A 23,748-nucleotide genomic window follows, 5' to 3' on the forward strand; every position below is an offset into this window, starting at 1 on the left:
TATCTGTAAAGTTGTGTTCAAAAAACATCTTTTGAATTGGAATTAGCGGTGCTTCTCCAATCACTTCTTCCTGATTTACAGAAGATGCATGGACAGATACCTTCGCAATCAATTTTCTAATCGTGCTAGATTGAAAAATATCTTTAACATCTAGTAGATAATGATGCTTTTGTAATTTTGATATAATTCGAATAGCATTGATAGAATCTCCACCTAATTCGAAGAAATTATCATGGACACCAATTTTTTCTATTCCTAATACATCAGACCATATCCTTACAAATATTTCTTCCGCTTCCGTTTGCGGTGCTACATATTCACTTTCAATATGCAAATTTAGTTCACGTAATGCCTTTCTATCTACTTTTCCATTTCTTGTTAAAGGCATACGCTCTATCTGAAACAGATAGGATGGTATCATGTAATATGGCAGTAGCTCTTCTAAATAATCTCGTATATCTTGCGTGTCAAGCTGACTTCTACCAACATAATAACCGACAAGTGATTTCTGATTTTCTTCACCTTCTTTAACCAATACGACTACTTCGTTAATCTCTGGATGACTAATTAAATTATTTTCAATTTCACCAATTTCAATACGATAACCTCTAATTTTTACTTGATTATCCTTTCTACCATAAAATTCAATAATGCCGTCATTTCGCCAACGGGCAATATCCCCAGTTTTGTACATTCTTTCATTTGATCGAAAAGGAGATTTGACGAATTTTTTAGAAGTTAAGTCCGGTCTATTTAAATAACCACGAGCTACACCTTCACCAGCAATCCATAAATCACCTGGTATACCGATTGGTACAGGCTTAAGATCCCCATCTAATATATATACACTCGTATTTTGAATAGGGCATCCGATAGGAAGAGACTTTTCTTTTCTACTTTTTCTTATATATCTATATTCAATACATCCCACTGTTGCTTCTGTTGGACCATATTCATTAATAATTTCTACCTTTCCATTAAACTTTTGAAAAATACGATCAGCCAATTGATAGGATAATTCTTCACCACCAACCACAAATGCTGTAATACCAATGTGGTCTATATCTAGATCGTTAATTACACTTAAGTGTGCAGGCGTTAATTTCATTATATCTAGCTCATCTTCTACTATCTTCGTAAATGCATATGGATCATCGTGATGATAAACGTGAACCTTATTACCTGATAATAAAGGAACGTAGATCGATGTGATGGTTAAATCGAATGAAATGGACGTAAACAATGGAAAGTCTCCAGCACCATTTGTAAGATATTTTTGTTGACAATAGCTTATATAATTAATTAAAGAGTTATGTTCAATCATTACCCCCTTAGGGTTTCCGGTAGTTCCAGATGTATAAATTACATATGCTAAGTTATTCGGAGTAACGGTAATTTCCAAGTTATCTTTACTATTACTATCAAAACTCCAATTAGGCAAATCCATGAAGTCAACAGTTGTATGGATTTCTTCCATCAGATGGTCAGTAGAAATAATAGTTACTGGATTAGAATTCTTCAACATGTATTCTTTTCTACTTTTTGGAAGGGTTATATCTATAGGTAAGTAAGCTCCTCCTGCTTTTAAAACACCTAAAATAGCAATAATTAGCTCAATAGAAGGTGGGAGCATAATTGCAACAATTGATTCGGCTTTTACACCATTGTTTCGTAAAAATCTAGCTAGTTGATTAGCATTTTCATTCAATTCTTGATAGGTTAATGAATTGTTTTTATATTGTACTGCAATGTTAAAAGGATTTTTTTTGACTTGATTTTCAAATAGCTCCGGCACTGTTTTATCTTTTGGAAAATGTGTCTGTGTATGATTAAATCCATATAGTAACTGATACTCTTCCCTTTCAGATAAAAGAGATATGTCCTGTACACATTGATCTAAATTATTTGCAATACTATTAAGAACTCTAATATATCGTTCGCCGAATAATCTGATAGATTTTTCATCATAAAGCTGTGCATTATAATAAAAGCTTATAGAATATTCTTTGGAGTCTATTTTATTAATACATATAGAGAGTTGGTTTGTATCGGAATTGATTATATAGTCAATAGACTCTTGTCCATGCAAAGCATCCATACTGATACTAATCGGAGTTATATCCATTACACTGATACCGCTTTGCATTTTTTTTAGTAGCATTTCTAGATCCGTATACTGATTGTCATATGCTTGAAATAACCTTTCCTGTGTATCTTTAAGTAGTTGCTTATTAGAAGATTCATTTGCAACACAGTTAACCAGTGGCAACATCCTATTTTTTATAGATTTACTATCTTTTACTTCTCCTATATATGTTGGAATCCCAATTATGCTTTCTTCATTGCCATTATATTTAAATAATTGAATATTCAGCCCTGTCAGCATAACTAGATACAGCAGTAAATCATTTTCGTTAGTGATACCATTTATTTTGTTGATTAATGCTTTGTCCATTGTAATGGTATGTTCGTTTTTTTGATAGTTGGCTTTTGAAAAATAATCATGTGGAATTGTCCCTGGTTCGATATCCAATAGGTTTAGGCTCTTCCAATATTCATTTGATCTTGCTAATCGTTCATTCACGTGTACAGCATCATCACTTTTTAGCATACAGCTCACATCCTTCCACTTATCCATATTCGAACTAAACAGACGAGTACGAATATGGATAGATCATTTTGTATCTTGCTAAAATGTAAATGTCGTACTTCTTAGTTTTTTTACTTCATTATCTATTTCTTCGATGTTTCTCTTCTCCTCATGATTCAATACATTGATGTGTTCTATCTTACTTTTTCCACTATTCAACACCGCTTCAAGGATTACTTTGAAATCTTTGATTGCTCTTTCCATGAATTCTTTTTTAAACAGTGCAATAGAATATTCAAAACTCATTTGAATAGTATTGCTTATCTCTAGGACTTTTAATGATATATCAAATTTAGAGATCGTGTTGCTTATCGCTTTTTGCTTTATCTGGAGGTGATCCAAGTCAATTCTATCTGTACTAATATCAATATTAGTCATGTCAAACAGCACATCGAACAAAGGATTTCGACCAGGATTTCGTTTTACATCGATTTCTTTTATTAACTCTTCAAGCTGATAGTTCTGATTGTCATAAGCTTGCAATGAGTTTTCTTTCACTTCCTTCAAAAATTCACTAAATGTTTTATGCTTATTTGGTCGATGTCGCATCGCTAACGTATTAACGAACACCCCCATGATATTTTGAAGATCGGCATGTGGCCTTCCGGCAATCGGTACCCCGACAACAATGTCTTCTTGACCACTATATCTCGCTAGTTGAATGGTAAAGGTAGACAATAAAACCATATGCATCGTTACATCTTCTTGTTTCGCTAGTTCCTGTAGCTGTTTCGTTGTTGCTCCGTCTATCGTGAACGAAATGCTATCTCCTTCGAATCGTTGAAACGCTGGACGTTCAAAATCATATGGCAATTGAAGGACTGGCACCTCATCCTGGAATTGTTCCTTCCAATATCGTGCTTGCTTCTTCATTTGTCCAGATTGTAAATAGTGTTGTTCCCATTCCGCATAATCCTTGTATTGAATACGGAGTGGGGCCAATTTGTCGCCATTATAGAGCTTCGCGAATTCCTGAACCAGGATACTCATTGAGACACCATCTGAGATAATATGATGCATATCAATAAGTAGGTAATCAGTTCCTTGACTTTTCATGATTTCCGCTCGGAATAACGGTGCCTCCTCTAAGGAAAACGGGCGTATAAAATTCTGGACCAGTACCGTCTTATCCGTTTCATCCACTGTCCTAACCGGAAGATGGAAATCCAAATGGGACATAATCTTCTGAGTTATCTCGCCTTCCACCATTTTGTAAGAGGTACGTAGTACCTCATGCCTTTCGATTAATTGCCTAAACGTTGCTTCCATACGTTCCCTGTTGACGTCTCCTTCTAATTCAAAAATAGCGGGCATGTTATAAGCCGTACTTTCTTGATCCAATTGCTGTACCGTGTACATCCGTTTTTGGGCAGAAGATGTCTGATAGTATTCCTTTTCTTCACATGGCTCTATCTGTTCATATGGGTTGATCAGCCCTTCCGTTTCAATGTAGTTACTTAACTCTTGAATTGTCGGTCTATTAAAGATTTCTTTTAATGGAACGGAAATCTCTAACGCTTTGTGTATCTCCCCCATAACCATCGTTGCTTTTAACGAATGACCACCTAAATCAAAGAAATTGTCATGGATACCTATCGCATCCACTCCTAGGACATGTTGCCAAATGATTACCAGCTTCTTCTGTGTAGTAGTTTGCGGTGCTTCATATGCATTCGTAATGTACTGCATTTCGGGCTTCGGTAACGCCTTCCGGTTTACCTTTCCATTATGCGTTAATGGAATCGTCTGCAGTTCCATGTAGTATGCAGGAACCATATAATCTGGTAAGCCTTCCTTGACATATGTTCTCACTTCTGCTTTATCCACGAAATCCTTCGCCACGATATAAGCACATAGGTATTTTTGATTCATTTCATCTTCTCTTGCCACCACGACAGCTTCCTTAATGGCAGGGTGACTAATCAGTCGACTCTCAATCTCTCCAAGTTCGATTCGATAGCCTCGAACCTTGACTTGGTTGTCCATTCTTCCTAAATACTCCAATTCTCCATTGGGAAGCCATCTCGCTAAATCCCCAGTTTTATATAAGCGTTCCCCCGGTTTAAATGGATGGTCAATAAATCGTTCCTTCGTTAATGCCTCGCGATTAAAGTATCCTCGTGCTACACCATCTCCACCGATACAAAGCTCACCATGCACTCCTATTGGCACTAACTTCCTATTTGAATCCATAAGATACAGCTCGGTGTTTTGAATTGGTTTTCCGATTGTAATACGGTCAGTTGATTCCAGCTTCTTAACAGTTGACCAGATAGTTGTTTCCGTTGGCCCATACATGTTAAATACGGTAAAAGGATATCCCTGCAACTCCTTCCATAATGATTTCGGAAGTTCTTCACCGCCTACAAGAAGTGCTTTTATTCTCGTTAGTGCGTCCGTAAAGGAATCATTCTCCAGCAACATCTTGACCCGCGTCGGCGTACTCTGCATGACATCAACCTGATGTTTCGTCATTACCGTCGCTAGCTTTTCGCCTTCTCTCGTCTCTTCCTCCTTGGCCATCACAACCGTTAATCCTTGTGTTAGCGGTACAAACGTTTCTAAACCAAAGATATCGAAAGATACCGTGGTTAAACAGAGAATCCGTTCATAGCTTCCTAGATTGGTTTCGCGCATAACACCATAGATGAAGTTAGTCACCTGTTGATGCTCAACCATCACTCCTTTTGGAGTTCCGGTGGAACCAGATGTATAAATTACATACGCCAATTGATGACAGTCGATAGCAAGATCTAGATTTGTGGATAGACCTTGATAGAAACCTTCCACCGTAATATCGATAGCCTGTACAGCTAGAGAAAGCGAACGAGCTTGACCACTTGATGTGACAACTAAGGACACCTTTGCGTCGGATAGAATCGTTTGGATACGATCGGTTGGATGGGTTGGGTCGATTGGCAGATATGCTCCTCCTGCCTTTAGTATTCCCATGATTCCAATGATCATATCGATGGACCGATCCATGATGAGACCAACGATGGCTTCATTCTGAACTCCTTGTTGCCGTAAAACTCTTGCCAGTTGGTTCGCCTTTTTATTTAATTCCTGATAAGTTACCTTCTGGTCCGCACATACAACCGCAATATGATGAGGATTCTTCTCAGCCTGCTCCTCAAATAATGTATGAACTGATTTATCTTTCGGATAATCCGCGTTTGTTTGGTTAAACTCCTGCAGGAGCTGATGTTGTTCATATTCCGTTAGAATGTTAATCTCAGATAATATCGTCGTTGGTTGCGTGCAGACTTTAGTTAGAATTTCTTTGTAATGTGATGCCATTCTATCAATAGTTTCTTTTTTAAATAATTTAGTACAATACTCCATGGTATATTTAAGCATCGTTTCATTATCATAGACAGTTAACGTTAAATCGAATTTTGAGATATTGCTTTCTACATGAATAGGCGTTAATACAAAGTCTTCTGAAATGAACTCTTTATCAAATCCTGCATAATTCATGCTAAACATGACATCAAAGATTGAATGTCTACTAGTATCCCTTTCCACCTGCACCTTTTTAATTAATTCTTCAAACTGATAACTTTGATTCTCATAGCTTTGAAGCGCATTTTGCTTTACTGCATTTAAGAATTGTTCAAAGCTTATATTTCCAGAAGCCCTATTTCTTAATGCTAACGTATTGACAAACATTCCTATCATGTTCTCTAAATCATCATGTGGTCTTCCTGCTATTGGAGTACCAATGACAATGTCATCCTGTCCACTATACTTAGCTAATAAAAGATGAAATGCAGCTAGTAGAACCATATTCATCGTACTACCTGTATCTTTAGCCATCTTCCGAACAGCTAGAGCTAGCTTTTTATCCATGTAATATGTTAGGGTTTCCCCCTCAAAACTTTGAATAGGTGGTCTTTCAAAATCGTATGGTAGATTTAATATTGGAATTTCACCATTAAATTGTTCTAGCCAGTAATCCTCTTGCCGCTTCATCTCTATGGAGTCCCAGAATTTATTCTGCCAAACTGCAAAGTCCTTATACTGTAATTTTAGAGAATTCAACCGTTCTCCATTATATAGTGCCATAAATTCATTGATTAATATCTGAAGAGAAATTCCATCACTGATAATATGATGCATATCCGTCAATAAATAATTCTTATTATTACTCATTACTAGCTCTGCTCTAAACAGAGGAGCTTTACTTAAATTAAAGGTTTTTACAAAATCCTTTAATAAGTTGTTTACTACTGTTTCCGCAACAAATCTTCTTTCAAGTTTAAAATTAGCTTTTGGTAATACTTTTTGAACAATTTCACCTTCGACTGTATCAAAGAAAGTTCGTAATGAATCATGTCTAGATACTAACTGTTGAAGACTCTTTTGTATTTTTTCCGGGTCGATACTACCTTCTATTTCACAAATCAATGGCATGTTGTACAACGTGCCTGTTTCATATTGTTGTAGCATATACATCCTTTTTTGGGCAGAAGAGGCTTCATAAAAATCACTTTTCTCATATGGTTCAATTAATTCATACACACTTCTATTCCCATTTCCAATGTACGTACTAAGAAGATTAATGGTAGGACTCTCCAAAAACTCTCGTAATGATATTTCTACTTTAAACTGTTTATGAATTTTACTAATTAAAGCTGTCGCTTTTAATGAGTGTCCACCTAAATCAAAAAAGTTATCATGGATTCCGACTTTGTCTATGCCCAATACCTCCGACCAAATTGCTGCGAGGGTTTGTTCTATACTGGTTCGTGGTGCTACATAATCATTCGTGACAAGATGCTGTTCAGCTGGTTCTGGTAACGCATATTTATTCAGTTTTCCATTCCTCGTCAATGGCATCTTCTCTACTTGGACGAAATAAGTTGGAATCATATAATGCGGTAGCCCTTCCTTCATTCCATCGCGAATAGAAGCGATGTCGAGCTCCTGTTCCCCTACGAAATAGGCTACTAATAATTTTTCGCCTGCCTCATCTTTAACGAATACTGTGGCTTCTGATACCAGTGGTTGCTTTCGCAATTGATGCTCAATTTCGCCTAGCTCAACACGATAGCCTCGGATTTTCACTTGGTTATCGATTCGTCCTAAAAATTCAATTCTCCCATCTGGCAAGAATCGGGCAAGATCTCCAGTGCGATACATCCGCTCTCCTGGCTCAAAAGGATTATCAAGAAACTTCACTTCGGTTAATTCTGGATTATACAAATATCCTTGTGCTACTCCTGCCCCACTCACATACAGCTCTCCTTTTACTCCGATTGGGCAAAGGTTTTGTTGTGGGTCCAACATATAGGCTTTGACATTTGCTAATGGTTTTCCGATTACATTCATGACTCCATGCTCTATCATTTCTTGTCGATTGATTTCCGTTGCCACACAACCGATCGTGGTTTCGGTTGGTCCATAGTGATTCATAAAACAAATCTTATTTTCCGTATCCTTGGCAAAAAAATGTGTTAAATCGTTCCGATTTAATGATTCTCCACCTAGGATTAGTAAACGAAGTTTTCCTGTTTGCAGGAAGGTATCTAATTCATCGGATTGCATCATCACAGAAAACAGCGAAGGAGTCATTTTAACATACGTACAATGCTTCCCAATGAATGACACTAACTTGTTTGGATCCTTATAGGTGCTCTCAGAAGCAATGTGTAACGTAGTCCCGCTCAGTAATGCCGTATAAATGGTTGTATAGCCTAAATCAAACGCATAGGAGGATAATAAAGCTGTTTCATCTGTCGATGTTAGGTTAATTTTTTGGATCATCGCAACTGTGTAATTAATGACATTCGCATGACTCACCATGACACCTTTTGCTTTTCCAGTCGTTCCAGATGTATACATAACATAAGCTAGATCGCGAGATTCATGGTTTATATCCAGATTGGTAGAATCAGCTTGATAAGCGCTTGAGTCTGCAAGATTGACAATCATTCCTGCAAAAGCCGTTTTATTTGCATAGGATGAAGTCGTCACGAGTACGTCCAGCTTGGCATCTTCTATCATATAATTGATTCGATCGATTGGATGTGTTGAGTCGATAGGTAAATAGGCGCCGCCTGCCTTGAGAATGCCTATCATACCGACCATCATTTCTAGCGAACCATCGATCATCATACCGACAATCGCATTGGCTGTGATGCCATTTTGGCGTAAGGTCCTTGCGAGCTGATTCGCCTTTTCATTTAAGGCTTGATACGTTAACTGCTTGCCTTCGCATTCCACTGCGATATGGTGGGGATGTTTTTCTACTTGTTCCTCCCATAATTGAGATATTGTCTTATCCTTTGGATACGTTACCGATGTGTCGTTAAAGCCATGGAGAATCTCTTTCCGTTCCGTATCAGTTGTCATACTGATTTGGGATACAGCGATTTCCTGGTTTTGAATCACGGATTGAATGATTTCGATGAAATGGTTTTTAAGATTTATAACCGTTTCTGAATCATGTACATTTTTGTTATATGAAAAAGTTATTTTTGTATCTTCACTTGGTATAACTTTTATATTGAAATCATAATTCGTTTGTTCATACCCATGTATATCTTCAACAGTAAATCCTAATTCAGAAACAAAATCAAAGTTCACTAATGCTTCATCAATATAATAATTTTGGAAAGTTATTTTACTAGTAATTAGATCACTCTTTATATCAGTTAGCGATTGAATATCCGCTAGTGGATAATAATCATATTTACTAGACTCCAATGCCTTATTTTGGGTTTCCTTCAATAAGTCAATAAATATTTGTTTAGGATTACTTGTGATTCGGACAGGAATCATATTAATAAATAACCCTACCATTTCTTCTAAGCTTTCTATATCATAATTTCTTCCTGATACAACAGAACCAAAGACAACGTCATTTGTTTGATTGTATTGCTGCAGCAATATCCCCCAAACTACCTGTATAATCGTATTTAAGGTCGTTTTAGAGCTTTTAGCAATATTAGTTAACGCATTTGTTATGTCTTTATTTAGAACAAAATCCAAATCTTCTACCATGTATTCATAATGATGAGTTCGAATCGATGGTATTTTAACATTGGTTTCATACCCCTCTAGATATTGGTACCAATATTGCTTAGCATGATTACGATTTTGTTTTTGCAACCAATCAATGTAATGACCATATTGCTTTGGATTATCCATTTCTAAAATGTTGTTATTTTTTAACATAGAATAAATATCAAAAAAGTCCTTTAGTAATATCCATGTGCTCCATCCATCCATCAGAATATGATGAGAGCTCCAGATCACTTTATATTCTTTATTACCCTGTTTCAAAATGAATAGTCTCATAAGAACATCTTTACTTAGATTGAAACCTTGCTTTCGATCCTCAAGTATTATTTTTTCGATACGGTCATCTAACTGTTTATTATCCATACTCGATAGATCATGGAAGTACACCATTGGCTTTCTTTCTTTTAAAACGACTTGACGTGGTTTTTCCACATCTTTATAGGCTATAACCGTTCTTAAAATATCGTATTTATTAATGAGTATTTGAAAGCTTTTTTGAACAAGTTCCATATCTACTATGCCTTTAGCAGTAAAAATGGTTTGATCAAAATATGCAGATGACTCACTCTGTACTAATGAATGAAATAGCATACCTTCCTGCATTGGAGAAAGAGGGTATATGTTTGTAATTTGAGTTTTATTTGCTACCTCATATGCTTCTTTTAAATTTTTTAATTCATCTGTTGTCAAATCTTCATCGGAATAATCGGATACCGTATATTCCATCACGTCTTTCTCCAAACAATGGTGAATTATTTCGATTAGATTTCCCTTAAATCTTTCGAGAAATTTTCTTATTGTTTCTGTACGATACCTTAAGCTATTATAGGAAACAGAAAAACTTAATTTCTGATTAGTTATCATTCCATTTATGTCGATTTCATTTATTCTATCACTATTTGGACTCACGGTTTCCCCTGAATATAAAGAGGAAATTTCAAAGAGTTCATCATTTAATTGCTCGTCAAATTGTCCCAAATAATTGAAGCTAATTTCTGGTTCTCGATTATTCCAAGGCTTTGATGGTGAAAGATATTTTAAGATACCATAGCCTATCCCTTTATTAGGAACTTTTCTTAAGGATTCTTTTGTATGTTTGATTAAAGACGAGGTGGATTTGTCTTCCATTTTTAATAATAAAGGATATTGTGCTGTAAACCATCCTATCGTTCTATTTATGTTTATATTTCCTTCGAAAGCGTCTCTTCCATGACCTTCTAGATTAATAAGGATATTCTTCTCATTTGTCCATTGATAAATGGTACGAGTAAGAGCTGCTAATAGCAAATCATTTATTTCTGTATTATAGGCTTGGTTCGAACGCTTTAATAAATCTTCCGTATACGATTGATTTAATTCAACATGCACTTCTCTCGCATTTTTTTGCTTATTCTCAAATTCCTGAAATTCGAAATCAGTAGGAAGAGGTTTTATATGCTGTTGTTCCATTTTATTCCAATATGGAAGCTCCTGCTGAAAATATTCGAGTTTCTCTTGTAAAAAATCTGCCCACTCTTGATACGAATTGGATTTCGGTTGAAAGTCAACCTTTTTACCTTTTAGTAAAAGATTATACCCTTCGGTAAAGTCTTCTAAGAGAATTCTCCATGAAACCCCATCTATTACTAAATGATGGATAGCTATTAAAAGATAATCCCCTTCCTTTGTTTGAAATATACCTAACTTGACGAGAGGGCCATTTTCTAAATCGATACTACTTTGAAGTTCATTACACTTCAAAGAGATTAGTCCCTCATAGTGATCATACTTTCGTAAATCATGAACATCTATTGAGAAGAGGTTCGACTCTATATCTCTATTAATCTGCTTCACTTTGCCGTTATGTTTACGGTAGACCATTCGTAAGGCATCATGATGGCAAGTTATTTTATCAAAAATTTTCTCAATCCACTCTACTCGAAAACCGTCTCTACCATATAACATAATAGCTTGATTCCAATGATGAACATCTGTTATGTCCTTTTCAAAAAACATACGTTGAATAGGTGTTAGTAATACATCACCAGAGACCGTTTTTTGGTCCACTACCACTTGTTCTTCCGTCATCTTAAGACTAATTGCTTTCAAATTACTATTGTCAAATATGTCCTTCACTTCTAGTGTAAAACCAAATTTTTGCAATTTTGATATTAGTCTTATTGCCTTGATAGAGTCTCCACCAAGATCAAAAAAGTCTTCATGAATTCCTATTTTTTTAACTCCTAATATTTCACTACATACTTCCACTAATCGTTTTTCCTTCACGTTGGAAGGTGCAACATATTCTTGTATTGATAAATCCAGTGTATCAGGCTTAGGCAATATTTTTCTGTCCACTTTGCCGTTTGGTGTAAGCGGAATGCTTTCAACCTGAATAAAGTAAGTTGGCACCATATAATGAGGTAGTTCTTTTTTTAAGTTATTTCTTAGGGCAGCTATATCTATTGATTCTTCACCTAATAAATACGCGCATAGATATTTTCCTTGATTATCATTTTCCCATGCTAAGACTACAGATTGAAGAATAAATGGTTGTTCGGATAGCTTATTTTCAATTTCACCTAGCTCTATTCTAAATCCCCTAATTTTCACTTGATGATCTAGTCTTCCAATAAATTCAATTGATCCATCAGGGAGCCATTTTACTAGGTCTCCTGTTTTATACATTTTTGATTTAGTTTCAAAAAGATTCGCGACAAACTTTTCCTCAGTCAACTCAGACCGGTTTAGATAACCAATTGATAATCCTTCACCACTTATGTATAACTCTCCTGGTAATCCAATTGGTTGAAGTTGGCTGTCACGATTCGTAATATACACTCGTGTATTTGCTATGGGCTTCCCGATAACATTTGATTTGTCTTTCCCGCACAAAGTTGTCAATGCATCAACGGTTGTTTCTGTAGGGCCGTAACAATTATAAATATCATACCCAAGATCAATCACTTCATTTTTTAGAGTGTTTGGTAATGCTTCTCCACCAGAAATAAGCACATCAACACTTTCTAATTTAGGGTCACCTACAATAAATTCCTGTATAGTAGTCGGGACTAACTGAACAATGTTTATGTCATGTTTCTGGATAAATTGTCTAAATTTATATCTATTTGTCGATTCTTCATAAGTGGTAATGTATACCGTTCCTCCATTCAGCAAAGCCCCAAAAACCTCTTCAACGGAAACATCAAAAGAAATACTTGTATTATGCATGACGTGTCGACGTTCTCTCAAATTATAGGTTTCGCCAAACCAAGTGCATAGATTGATAACACTTTTGTGTTTTATCGGTACTCCTTTAGGGTTTCCTGTAGAACCGGACGTATAGATGATATATGCGAAATCTTCCATATGGCTGATTGTTTCTAAATTTGTTTTAGGTTTCATTTCTATGGAAGGATCATTTACATTTAGCTCTGGAATATTTACTTCTAACTCCTGTGTTATCGTATTCCGGATTAATAATACATCCACTTCTGCATCTTTTAGCATGAAGTTGATCCTTTCTTTTGGATAGGAAGGATCAATTGGTAAATACGTGCCACCGGATTTCAAAATTCCTAGTATTCCAATAATCATTTCAATTGATCTTTCGCCCATAATGGCAGCTACTGAATCTACTTTTACCCCTCTCTCTTGCAATAGCCATGCCATTTGATTAGATTTTTCATTCAATTCCTGATAGGTTAAGCTTTGCTGCTTATATACCACTGCTATTTTGTTAGGATTCTTTTGAGCTTCTTCTTCAAACATTACTTGTATAGTTTTATCAGCAGGATATTTCGTTTTAGTAAGGTTAAATTGTTTTAAGATCTGATGTTTTTCCTCACTAGTTATCATTTCAACGTCTTTGACTTCCTTAGCTAAATCTACCATCATCTCAGTTAAGATAATTAAAAATCTCTTCCCAAATTGATGAATCGTCTCGCTCGTAAAAAGGGTAGCATTATAGACAAATGATAACACTATTCCTTTACCCGTCTTTTCAATGCTAATTGTGATTTCATTGTTGTTAGAGTTATGTATGTATTGGATGTGTTCATCTAGATGAAGGGTATTCATAGTTAAGCTGATTGGAGTTAATTCCATCACACTATTACTGATATTCGAGTTTCTTAATAGATTTTCCAAGTTAATGTGGCTATGTTGATATGTTTCTATTAACTTATTCCGATTCTGCAAAATCAGGTTTTTAATGATTGCATTACTGTTAAAGTTAGTGAAGAAAGGTAACACTTTATTATTTATTCCACTACGATTTTCTTTATGAGAGACAAATATTGGAATTCCTATTATGTTTTTAGTTTTACCATTATATTTATAAAGCTCTATTTGCAAGCACGCCATAAAGATGGAAAATAGAGGAAAATCATTGTGCTTGGTAATTGCCAACGCTTTTTCCGTAATAGCATCATCTAAGGAAAATGAAATTTGAGACTTTTGATAGTTATTTACATGAACAAAATCCCGAGCAAAGTCTGCCTTCCATTCATCAGTAAGGTTCATCATTTCCCAGTATTTTTTTGATTGTTCTTCTTTTTCCATCAAACGGTCGAGATCACTAGACATTGAATACCCTCCGTTCTTCATCAAAGTTAATTGAGCTTAAGATTATAACCATTAGTTTAGGTAGACATAAGTGTATTTTTAAAAGGAGAATTCTTGATCTTTAAGCTCATTTAATAATTCATCTTCCTGTAAAATGGATTGCCTCTCCTCTTCGCTACGAATTTCAATATTTCCAAGTTGAATATTTACTTGTGTTGAAATGATCTCAATAATCCGCTGAAAATCCTCGGCTATTCTAGCAACGGTTTCTTTCTTAAATAGTTGAGAGGAATATTCAATACTCATTTCAATATGTTGCTTTTTTTCTAACGCAACTAAAGATAAATCCATTTTTGCTATATTATTAGTTAATAATTGGGGCTTAAGTGATAAATTGTTAATCTGGATAGCTTTACTCAAATCGAGATTGGTCATATCAAAAAGAACATCGAATAATGGATTTCTGCCTTTTATTCGTTTAATATTTAACTCATCAATTAATTCTTCAAGCGGATAATTTTGATTATCATATGCAAGTAAGGAGTTTTGTTTTACTTCCTTTAGAAATTCACTAAATGTCTTATCATTTGTTGGCTGATTCCGCATTGCTAACGTATTTACAAACACCCCCATGATATTCTGCAGATCCGCATGCGGCCTTCCTGCAATTGGTACTCCGACAACGATATCCTCTTGTCCACTATATTTGGCTAATAGAATGTTAAAGGCAGACAGTAAGATCATCTGAAGAGTCACATCTTCTTGCTTCACCAATACTTGTAACTTCTTTGTTGTTCCCTCCTTGATGGTAAATGCTAAGCTATCTCCTTCAAAGCTTTGAAAGGCTGGCCGTTCATAGTCATATAGCTGCTGGAGCATTGGCACCTTATCTTGAAATTGTTCTTGCCAATAACGAGCTTCCTCCTTCATATGATCATTTTTTAAATATTTATATTGCCATTCGGCATAATCTTTGTATTGAATGCGCAATGGTTCCATCGACTCACCGTTATACAATTTTTTAAATTCATTCATAAAAATTTCTACGGATACACCATCGGAAATAATATGATGCATATCAATTAGTAAATAATATGTTCTGTGAGCTTTTAAAATTTCCGCTCGGAATAACGGTGCTTCCTCTAAGACGAATGGACGAATCAATTTCTGAGATAAGCTAGTAATATCAGTTTCATCTACTGTCCGTACAGGAAGATGGAACGCTAGTGTTGGCTTAATTTTTTGGACAATCTCACCATCGACTGTTACAAAATAGGTACGTAGTACTTCATGTCTGGCTATTAATTGATGAAGCGTTTCTTCCATTTGTTCAATATCTATTTCTCCTTCTAGCATAAAGACGCCAGGCATATTATAAGCGGTACTTTCTTTTTCCAATTGTTGCACCGAATACATTCGTTTTTGAGCAGAGGATGTTTGATAGTATTCCTTTTCTACACATGGCTCTATTTGTTTGTATGGATTAGCAACCCCTTTGATATCAATGTAGTCGCTTAACTCTTGAATCGTTGGTCTGTTAAAAAGTTCTTTTAATGGAACTGACACCTCTAATACCTTATGTACCTCACTCATGACAGTTGTTGCTTTTAATGAATGGCCACCTAAGTCAAAGAAGCTATCATGGATACCAATGGATTCTACTCCCAACACATTTTGCCAAATAGAAGTCAGTATTTTCTGTGTTGGAGTTTTTGGGGCTTCATACGCCTCCGAAATAAGCCCCATTACATCTGGCTTAGGTAACGCCTTCCGGTTCACTTTACCATTATTGGTTAATGGAATCTTCATGAGCTCCATAAAGTAAGCAGGAATCATATAGTCTGGCAAGCTTTCCTTCAAATAAGCTTTTATTTCTGATTTATCCATAGAACACTTGGCCACGATATAGGCACATAAATATTTTTGATCTGGTTCACCTTCTTGTGCTACCACGACAGCTTCTTTAATGTCAGGGTGGCTGATCAGTCGATACTCTATCTCACCTAGCTCAATTCGATATCCTCTAATTTTAACTTGGTTATCCATTCTCCCTAAGTACTCCATCTCTCCACTTGGAAGCAATCTTACCAAATCACCTGAATGATATAATTTACTTTCCTCCACATAAGAATTGTCGACAAATTTTATACTCGTTAACTTTTCTTGATTTAGATATCCCCTTGCGACACCATCTCCAATGACACATAATTCTCCTGGAACACCAATTGGTTGGAGCCTTAAATTTTCATCCACAATAACTGTCATTAATGTATGAATAGCCTTACCTATATTGCTAATCCCACTTTGAAGATCTTCTTCCTTTAATTCTTTAAACGTCACGTGAACAGTTGTTTCCGTAATTCCGTACATATTGATTAGTTTTACTGTTTTATATTTCTCCATCCAGTCTTTCAACATTATTGGTTTAAGCGCTTCTCCCCCGAAAATAATATACCTTAACGATAATTGTGACCTCGTTTCTTCCATTTCAATTTTCATTAAGTTATAGAAAGCTGTTGGTGTTTGATTTAATACGGTAACTTTTTCATTTTCTAATAATGTCCGGAACCTAGTTGTATCCATGGCAACTTCATCAGAAACAATAATCAGCTTTCCTCCATATAGTAAGGCTCCAAAAATTTCCCAAACGGAAAAGTCAAACGACTGTGAATGAAATAAGGTCCAAACGTCCTTTTCTGAAAAATCAAATTGATAGTCATCGTTCTTCATCAACCTTACAACATTTTTATGTTCGATCATAACTCCTTTAGGATTACCGGTAGTGCCAGAAGTATAAATAATATAGGCAAGATCACTTGGGTAGTTTATATATTTTAAATTCCTAGCATCCCCTTCTTGGAAAATGCTCGTATCCGATAAATTAACAACTGAAACATCATCCATCCCTTCATACATATATGTATTTGTAACAACTAGTTTAGTCTGAGAATCTGTTAGCATATATTCTTTTCTTTCCTTAGGCAACTTAGGATCAATTGGTAAGTATGCTCCACCTGCTTTTAAAATTCCTAATATACCAATGATAAGTTCAATTGATTTATCAACCATAAGTGCTATGATTGAATCTGCTTGAACACCAAGATTTCGTAACTTCCTAGCCAGTTGATTAGCCTTCACATTCAAATCACGGTAAGTTAGTTCTTCCTTATTGTCTTTAACAGCAATATGATTCGGATATTTCTCTACTTGTTCTTCAAATAACTGATGGACAGTTTTTTCCTTTGGATACAACACATTTACATTATTAAAGTTGTTTAAAATTAAATCTCGCTCTTCTGGAGTGATAATGGGTATATCACTAATCTGATTATTAGTATTGTCTAATACGTTTTCAGTCAATCTGCTAAAGTGTTTAGCCATTCTTTTTATAGTTTGTTCACTATAAATGTCTGTATTGTATTCAATGTTAATTGCATATTCTTTTTCTTGATTAACCTCGAAAAACAAATCAACTTTTGAGCTTTTCGTCTTGATTTCATCACTTCTAATGTTAATACTGGGACTATTTAGTTCTCTAATCAGGTTATTTTGAAATGTATAGAGTACATCAAAGATAGGATTTCTGCTTTTATCTCTCCTAGTATCGAGCAGATCTACTAATTCTTCGAAAGGATAATCAGCATGGTCCGTTGCTTGAAGTACATTCGTTTTCACCTTATCCAGTACATCAACAAACGCTTCTTCTGTATCAATATAATTTCTAATAGGAATTGTATTGACGAACATCCCTATTAAGTTTGCTGTTTGTAAATCTTTTCTTCTATCTAATGTAGATCCAATTACAATATCTTGTTGTCCGGAATACTTCGCTAATAGAATATTAATACATGTAAAAAAGAACATGTACGGAGTAACATGGTTCACTCTACAGAAACTATCAATCTTCTCACTCAAATGATGGCTTAATATGAAGCTTACATTATCTCCATTAAATGTTTGTAAGTACGGTCTTGAATAGTCACTATGAATATCCAGAGTTGGAATACCATCAGCAAACACATTTTTCCAATACGTTTCTTGTTTCCTCTTATCAACATCTTTATTACCTTTTTCTTTTTGTAGGATATAATCCTTATATTGTAGCGTTAAATCATCTAGTTCCTGTCCACTATAATGAGTCATTAATTCATGTAAGAAAATTGCAGAGCTTGCACCATCAGCGATAATATGATGAGTATCTAATAACATCACATGGAAATTTGTCTTCACCTTAATTAGTTTTATCCTAATTAAGGGCAAGCTATTTAAATCGAATGGTTTTATAAAACACTCCCTCTCACGATTTATTAATTCGTATAGATCGACATCTTCCTCCAGAATAGAATATGGAATGGAAATGTGCATCTTATCGACTATTCTTTGTACGACTTCTCCATTGACCTCAGCGAAGTACGTGCGTAATGATTCATGCCTTTTTATGATGACATTAAGCGAATTTTCCAATTTTTCAACATCCAAATCCCCTTCTATTTTGACAACACTCGCAATATTGTAATTTAAACTATTCTCATCCACTTTATGTAGTGTATACATTCTTTTCTGTTCAGAAGAGATTGGATAAATTTTATTTGCATCATCTTTTCCCTCTCCTCGAACTAGAATTTCTCCTTCTTCTGTCAATTCACCAAGAATACTAGTGTTGTAAATTTCAATCTTATTTGGGCCAATAAAGATATTTCCAATAGTACCTTTTGGTAACAACTGCATTGCATCATCCAAAATGAATACTCTAATGTCATGACAATTTACGATACCAAACTGTTCTAAATTCACTTTTAGCTTTTTTTCTATATAGTCATAAGGAAACGTAGAGTAATAACGCATAATTTCCTTTGATTCAAGTACTGAAGCAGTTCTGTTTAACTCTTCTTCTAATTCTTCGTTGCTAGCATTTTCTTCAGTTGTTACCGTTGCTTGTAAATAGGATGTCTCTACTTCGTTTACTATATTAGATTTTTCATTTATATAAGCAGCAATTTTATTTAAATCAGATAAGTCATTAAAAATTCTAGAAAATGGGATTTCTATACCAAATTGTTGTTTAATATGGCTATTTACCCTAGTAAAAATAATGGAATCGAATCCCATTTCAATAATATTCTCATCCGGTTGTAGTTCTTGATTATCAACCTTGGTTACTTCCGATACTATTTCTAATAATCTATTCAGGATTTTATTCATAGAACTACCCACTCTTATACCCCCTTTAGAAACTTGGCCAACATTTCAATTTTTGAAATACATAAGTTGGCAGACTAACCTTCTTCGTCTGTTGCGAACTATATAACTGCTCCCAATGAAGTTCCGCTGCTCCCCTAATATATAGTTGGGCAATTCTAGATAAGTTACCTGTTCGATTATCTATAGTTGTGTTAGCCACAATATTATTTCCACTATCACGTAAAGCAATTATATTCTCTTTAGTTAATTCATCAATTTTTGTCGTTTTAGTAGCTTCTTTCACCCGTTTATGAACTCCAAAATAAATATGATTAGCTAAATCTGTTTTACATTCAAAATGCTTCAATTTTTTTATTAAATCGTCCAATGAATCAGCGACAATAGCTATTCTATATTCAAAATGTTCTCTACCTATATTAGATGTATAGCATACATTTGAAAGTTTTAAGTGCTTATTATTTTCCATGAATTTAATATATTTTTCGACTAACTGATTTAGTGTTGTATTATTCTTGGCTGATAGCGTGAAAATATGGCTTTCATTTGATTCTAGGCTTTGTTCTTCTTGACCTCGGTATTCTTCTAAAATTACATGTGAATTGGTTCCAGACAATCCAAAATTATGGATTCCACATCTTCTCACTCCATTGCGAGGTAACCAGTCAGTTTCAGTAATCGTAATATAAAACGGTGAATCGTTTAAATTTATGTTTGTATTTGGTTTTTTAAAGTTAGCAAGTGGAGGTAATTTTTTATTTTTCAACATAAGACAACATTTTACTAAGCTTGAAAGTCCTGAGGCTTCATATAAATGCCCAATATTTCCTCTAACAGAACCTAATGAACAAAACCGGCTTTCACCATGCCCGCTACTATAAGCACTAGATAAGGCTTCAAACTCGATTGAATCACCAATATCCGTTCCTGTTCCTTGTGCTTCGACATAAGTTATCGAGCTTGGTTCAACCTTTGCATTTCGTAATGCTTTCATAATTACTTCTTTTTGAGCAGCAGGATTTGGAGCTGCTAAACCTAGAGTAGTACCATCGCTATTTACTGCCATCCCCTTTAAAACAGCATAAATATGATCTTGATCATGAATTGCTCTTTGTAGTGGCTTTACCATAATGGAAATAACTCCTTCGCCTTCCCCAGTTCCATTACCCTCTGAGTCAAATGGTTTGGTTCGATAATCTTCTGACTCAAATCCAGCTCGCAGGCCGTCCTTAAGGGGAATGGTCTTAATCCTAATTCCACCAACTATTGCCTGCTCACAATTCCCACTTTTTATGTCATTACATGCAATATTTAATGCGACTAAAGAAGAAGAGCAAGCAGTATCAACAATCAAACTAGGTCCTTTTAGATTCATCATATATGACACTCTTCCCGCTATATTAGAAGAAAGATAGCCTGTAGGTGTTTGAATGTCTTTCGATGCTTGTAATATTTGTTGATACTTAAATCCTTCCATATCTCCCATATATCCTACATACACTCCAGTATTAGACCCCTTCAATGTTCCGGCATGATATCCAGCATCCTCAACTACTTTAACTGTAGATTCTAGAAACATTCTTTGCACCGGAGACATTGCAACACCTTCAACCGGCAGAATATTAAAATATTTATAATCGAACGTATCAATATTATTTAAGTAAGCCCCACGATGATATTCCATCTTATTTTCTGAATACCCAACTGATAATAAGTAATCGGTAAGATCTTCTTTTCTATTTTCAGGAAAATCCCGTACTCCTTCCCCCCCATTCCGAATGTATTCCCAATATTCATCTTGCTCTTCTGCTCCAGATGCTTTTAAAGAAATACCTATAATAGCAATATCATCACCAGCCTGATTCATATTTTTCCTAGAGCTGTTTTTCTCATTCACTTGTTTCTTTCCATTTTTAATAAAATCAGCTAGTTCTTTAATGGTTTGATTTGCATAGAAATCTGCAACTTTAATATGGTCTCCATATTTTTGCTGTAGCTCTGAAGCTACTTGAGTTAACTGCAGTGAACTGATACCCATTTCAAAAAAGTTATCTTCAAGTCCAATTTCAACTTCGCTTATGTACATCTTACATATAGAGACGATGCCATTTTCTATTTGATCAATATCCTCGCTATTACGCTCACCTTTCTTTTTATGTTCATCGATTTGCTTTATTATAGATTGGAACTTCCCTTCTTCAAACCGCCTTACCAGATTAAATCTTTGGACTTTACCGCTGGTTGTCTTCGGAATTTGTTTTAATGGAATAACATGGGAAATTTGGACACCTAATCGATAATTTAATTCTCTTTTTATATTTTTCTCTATTTCTATAAATTCCTCGTCTGACTTTTTAAATTTAATAAATGCTACAATATGCTCTGTTTGCTCTTTAAAATTTTTTGCACCACCAACAGCTACTTCAGCTTCACTAAGTGGGATTCCTGCGACTTCACGAATAACTCTTTCTAAGTCATTAGCAAAGTAATTCTGACCATTAACAAACAACACATCTTTGTAGCGACCCACTATTACTAATCGTCCATTTTTTATAAATCCTATATCACCTGTATTCAACCAGCCATCTGCAGATAATGCTTCGTTTGTTTTTGCTTCCATGTTGTAATAGCCGCTGGTTACATTTTTTCCCTTTATCTCGACAGCTCCTAGCATATCCTCGTCTAATACAGTTTGACGATTATCAGTTATTCGGATACTTGTATTTGTCAGAGGGTAACCTACATCAACAAACGTTGCAGCAAAGTTACTAGTATCGTTTTGCAGGTAAACTACTTCTTCCCCAATCTTAATTGCTCTTCTATCGATACACCACGTTATCACGTTGCCATCCTCTGGATAAGCTGCTGAAACCCCAAGACATGCCTCTGCAAGCCCATATGCAGGACACATTACAGTATCTTTCATACCATATTTACGCATCTTAGAGAAGAATTCCTGGATTAGATCTGCTGAGATTGGCTCGGCTCCATTAATGATAATTCTAACATTGGATAAATCGACATCTTCTGAGACTCTTTTTGCGTATTTTAATGTGTACCTATAACCAAAGTTGGGAGAGAATAGCAGTGTTGATTTATGCTGACTTGCTTTTTCTAACCACATTCTAGGTCTTCTAATAAAATCATTTGTATTAATATTGACTTGATTAATGTTTAATAATGTAGGTATTAAATGACATCCAATTAACCCCATATCATGGGACATAGGTAACCACGTAATTAAGCTATCCTCGCTTGTCATGCGTGTACCATTAATAATCCCTTCCATATTAGCGAGTAAATTATAATGTTTTAACATAACTCCTTTTGGTTCACCAGTCGATCCTGAGGAAAACTGTAAAAAAGCTATATCATCTTGATTACTTTCATAAATTTGTCCATCTTCCTCATAATGATAAACATCTCGAATATCTATCACTCTATTTTTAAGTGCTGATAGATCAATATCATTATTCTTTGCATATTTTTCTAGTACTTCATAGTGCTCAAGGTCACAAATTAGATATGGGTTATTTAATTGATTCCATACTTTAAAAAATTTTAATTTATGTTCATCATTCTTGCCTGTACTAAGTGGCACAGGAATTATTCCTCCCAATAATCCTGCCCAAAAAGAATGAACAAAATCTTCATTATCATTTAACTGGAATACAAGTTCATCTTTGTAGCTAATCCCTTTACTCTGTATATAGCCTAAAATTTTAATGCTTTTATCCAATAAATCATGATATGACACGAACTTTTCAATTCCGTTTTTTTTAACGAAACTGATACCCTTTTCTGTTTCTGATTCCTTATTTCTAATAACATTAATTAAAGTCGACAAATTACTCCCCCTCCGTTTTACCTTTGAACCCCGAATAATTTATATCACTAGAATTCATGTAATTTTTCTAACAAGGTAATTATATCTATTTTTAAATAGATATAAATTAATTGAGTAAATTTTTAATAGTGTCTAAAGTCTTATAAAAAAATATTCCCTTCTACAATCCACTAAAATTGTGTCACCATACTTATCAGAAATCGTATCATTTAATTTATTTTTTCAGTTACTTTAACTAGCAATTTCTAGTCTTTTTTACTTCTTTCGACTAAAAACAAGATACTTTAGTCATATTTTACATATATTTCAATTATACAAATTATCGATTATTATTAACTGAGCAAAAAGAATTATTTTTTTGTAAATTTAAAATATTGGATAGAGATTTATTACCATTAATTGTTATTGTTACCATTTAAACTCATAAATTGTAATTAGTTTAGTAAAATATACTATTTCAATCATAATTCGTTTAATA

4 protein-coding genes are annotated in these 23,748 nt (G+C 34.7%); all 4 read right to left on the reverse strand.

What is annotated here, in order from left to right:
* Positions 1-2,611 (reverse strand): non-ribosomal peptide synthetase (locus ABDZ84_RS04370; RefSeq protein ID WP_343780300.1); only part of this gene is annotated, 2,611 nt, incomplete at its 3' end.
* Between the two features lie 78 nt (positions 2,612-2,689).
* Positions 2,690-14,245 carry an amino acid adenylation domain-containing protein gene (locus ABDZ84_RS04375; RefSeq protein WP_343780302.1) on the reverse strand — a complete coding sequence of 3,852 codons (11,556 nt, stop codon included), beginning with the start codon at positions 14,243-14,245 and terminating at the stop codon, positions 2,690-2,692.
* Between the two features lie 78 nt (positions 14,246-14,323).
* Complete coding sequence (locus ABDZ84_RS04380) at positions 14,324-19,438, reverse strand: amino acid adenylation domain-containing protein (protein WP_343780304.1); 5,115 nt, start codon at positions 19,436-19,438, stop codon at positions 14,324-14,326.
* A 13-nt stretch (positions 19,439-19,451) separates the two neighbouring features.
* Entirely contained in the window at positions 19,452-23,270 is a 3,819-nt protein-coding gene (locus ABDZ84_RS04385; RefSeq protein ID WP_026682872.1) for a beta-ketoacyl synthase N-terminal-like domain-containing protein, read from the reverse strand.
* Between the last annotated feature and the right edge of the window lie 478 nt (positions 23,271-23,748).

This window comes from Virgibacillus salarius, from assembly GCF_039521925.1.
GTDB lineage: Bacteria > Bacillota > Bacilli > Bacillales > Amphibacillaceae > Virgibacillus > Virgibacillus salarius.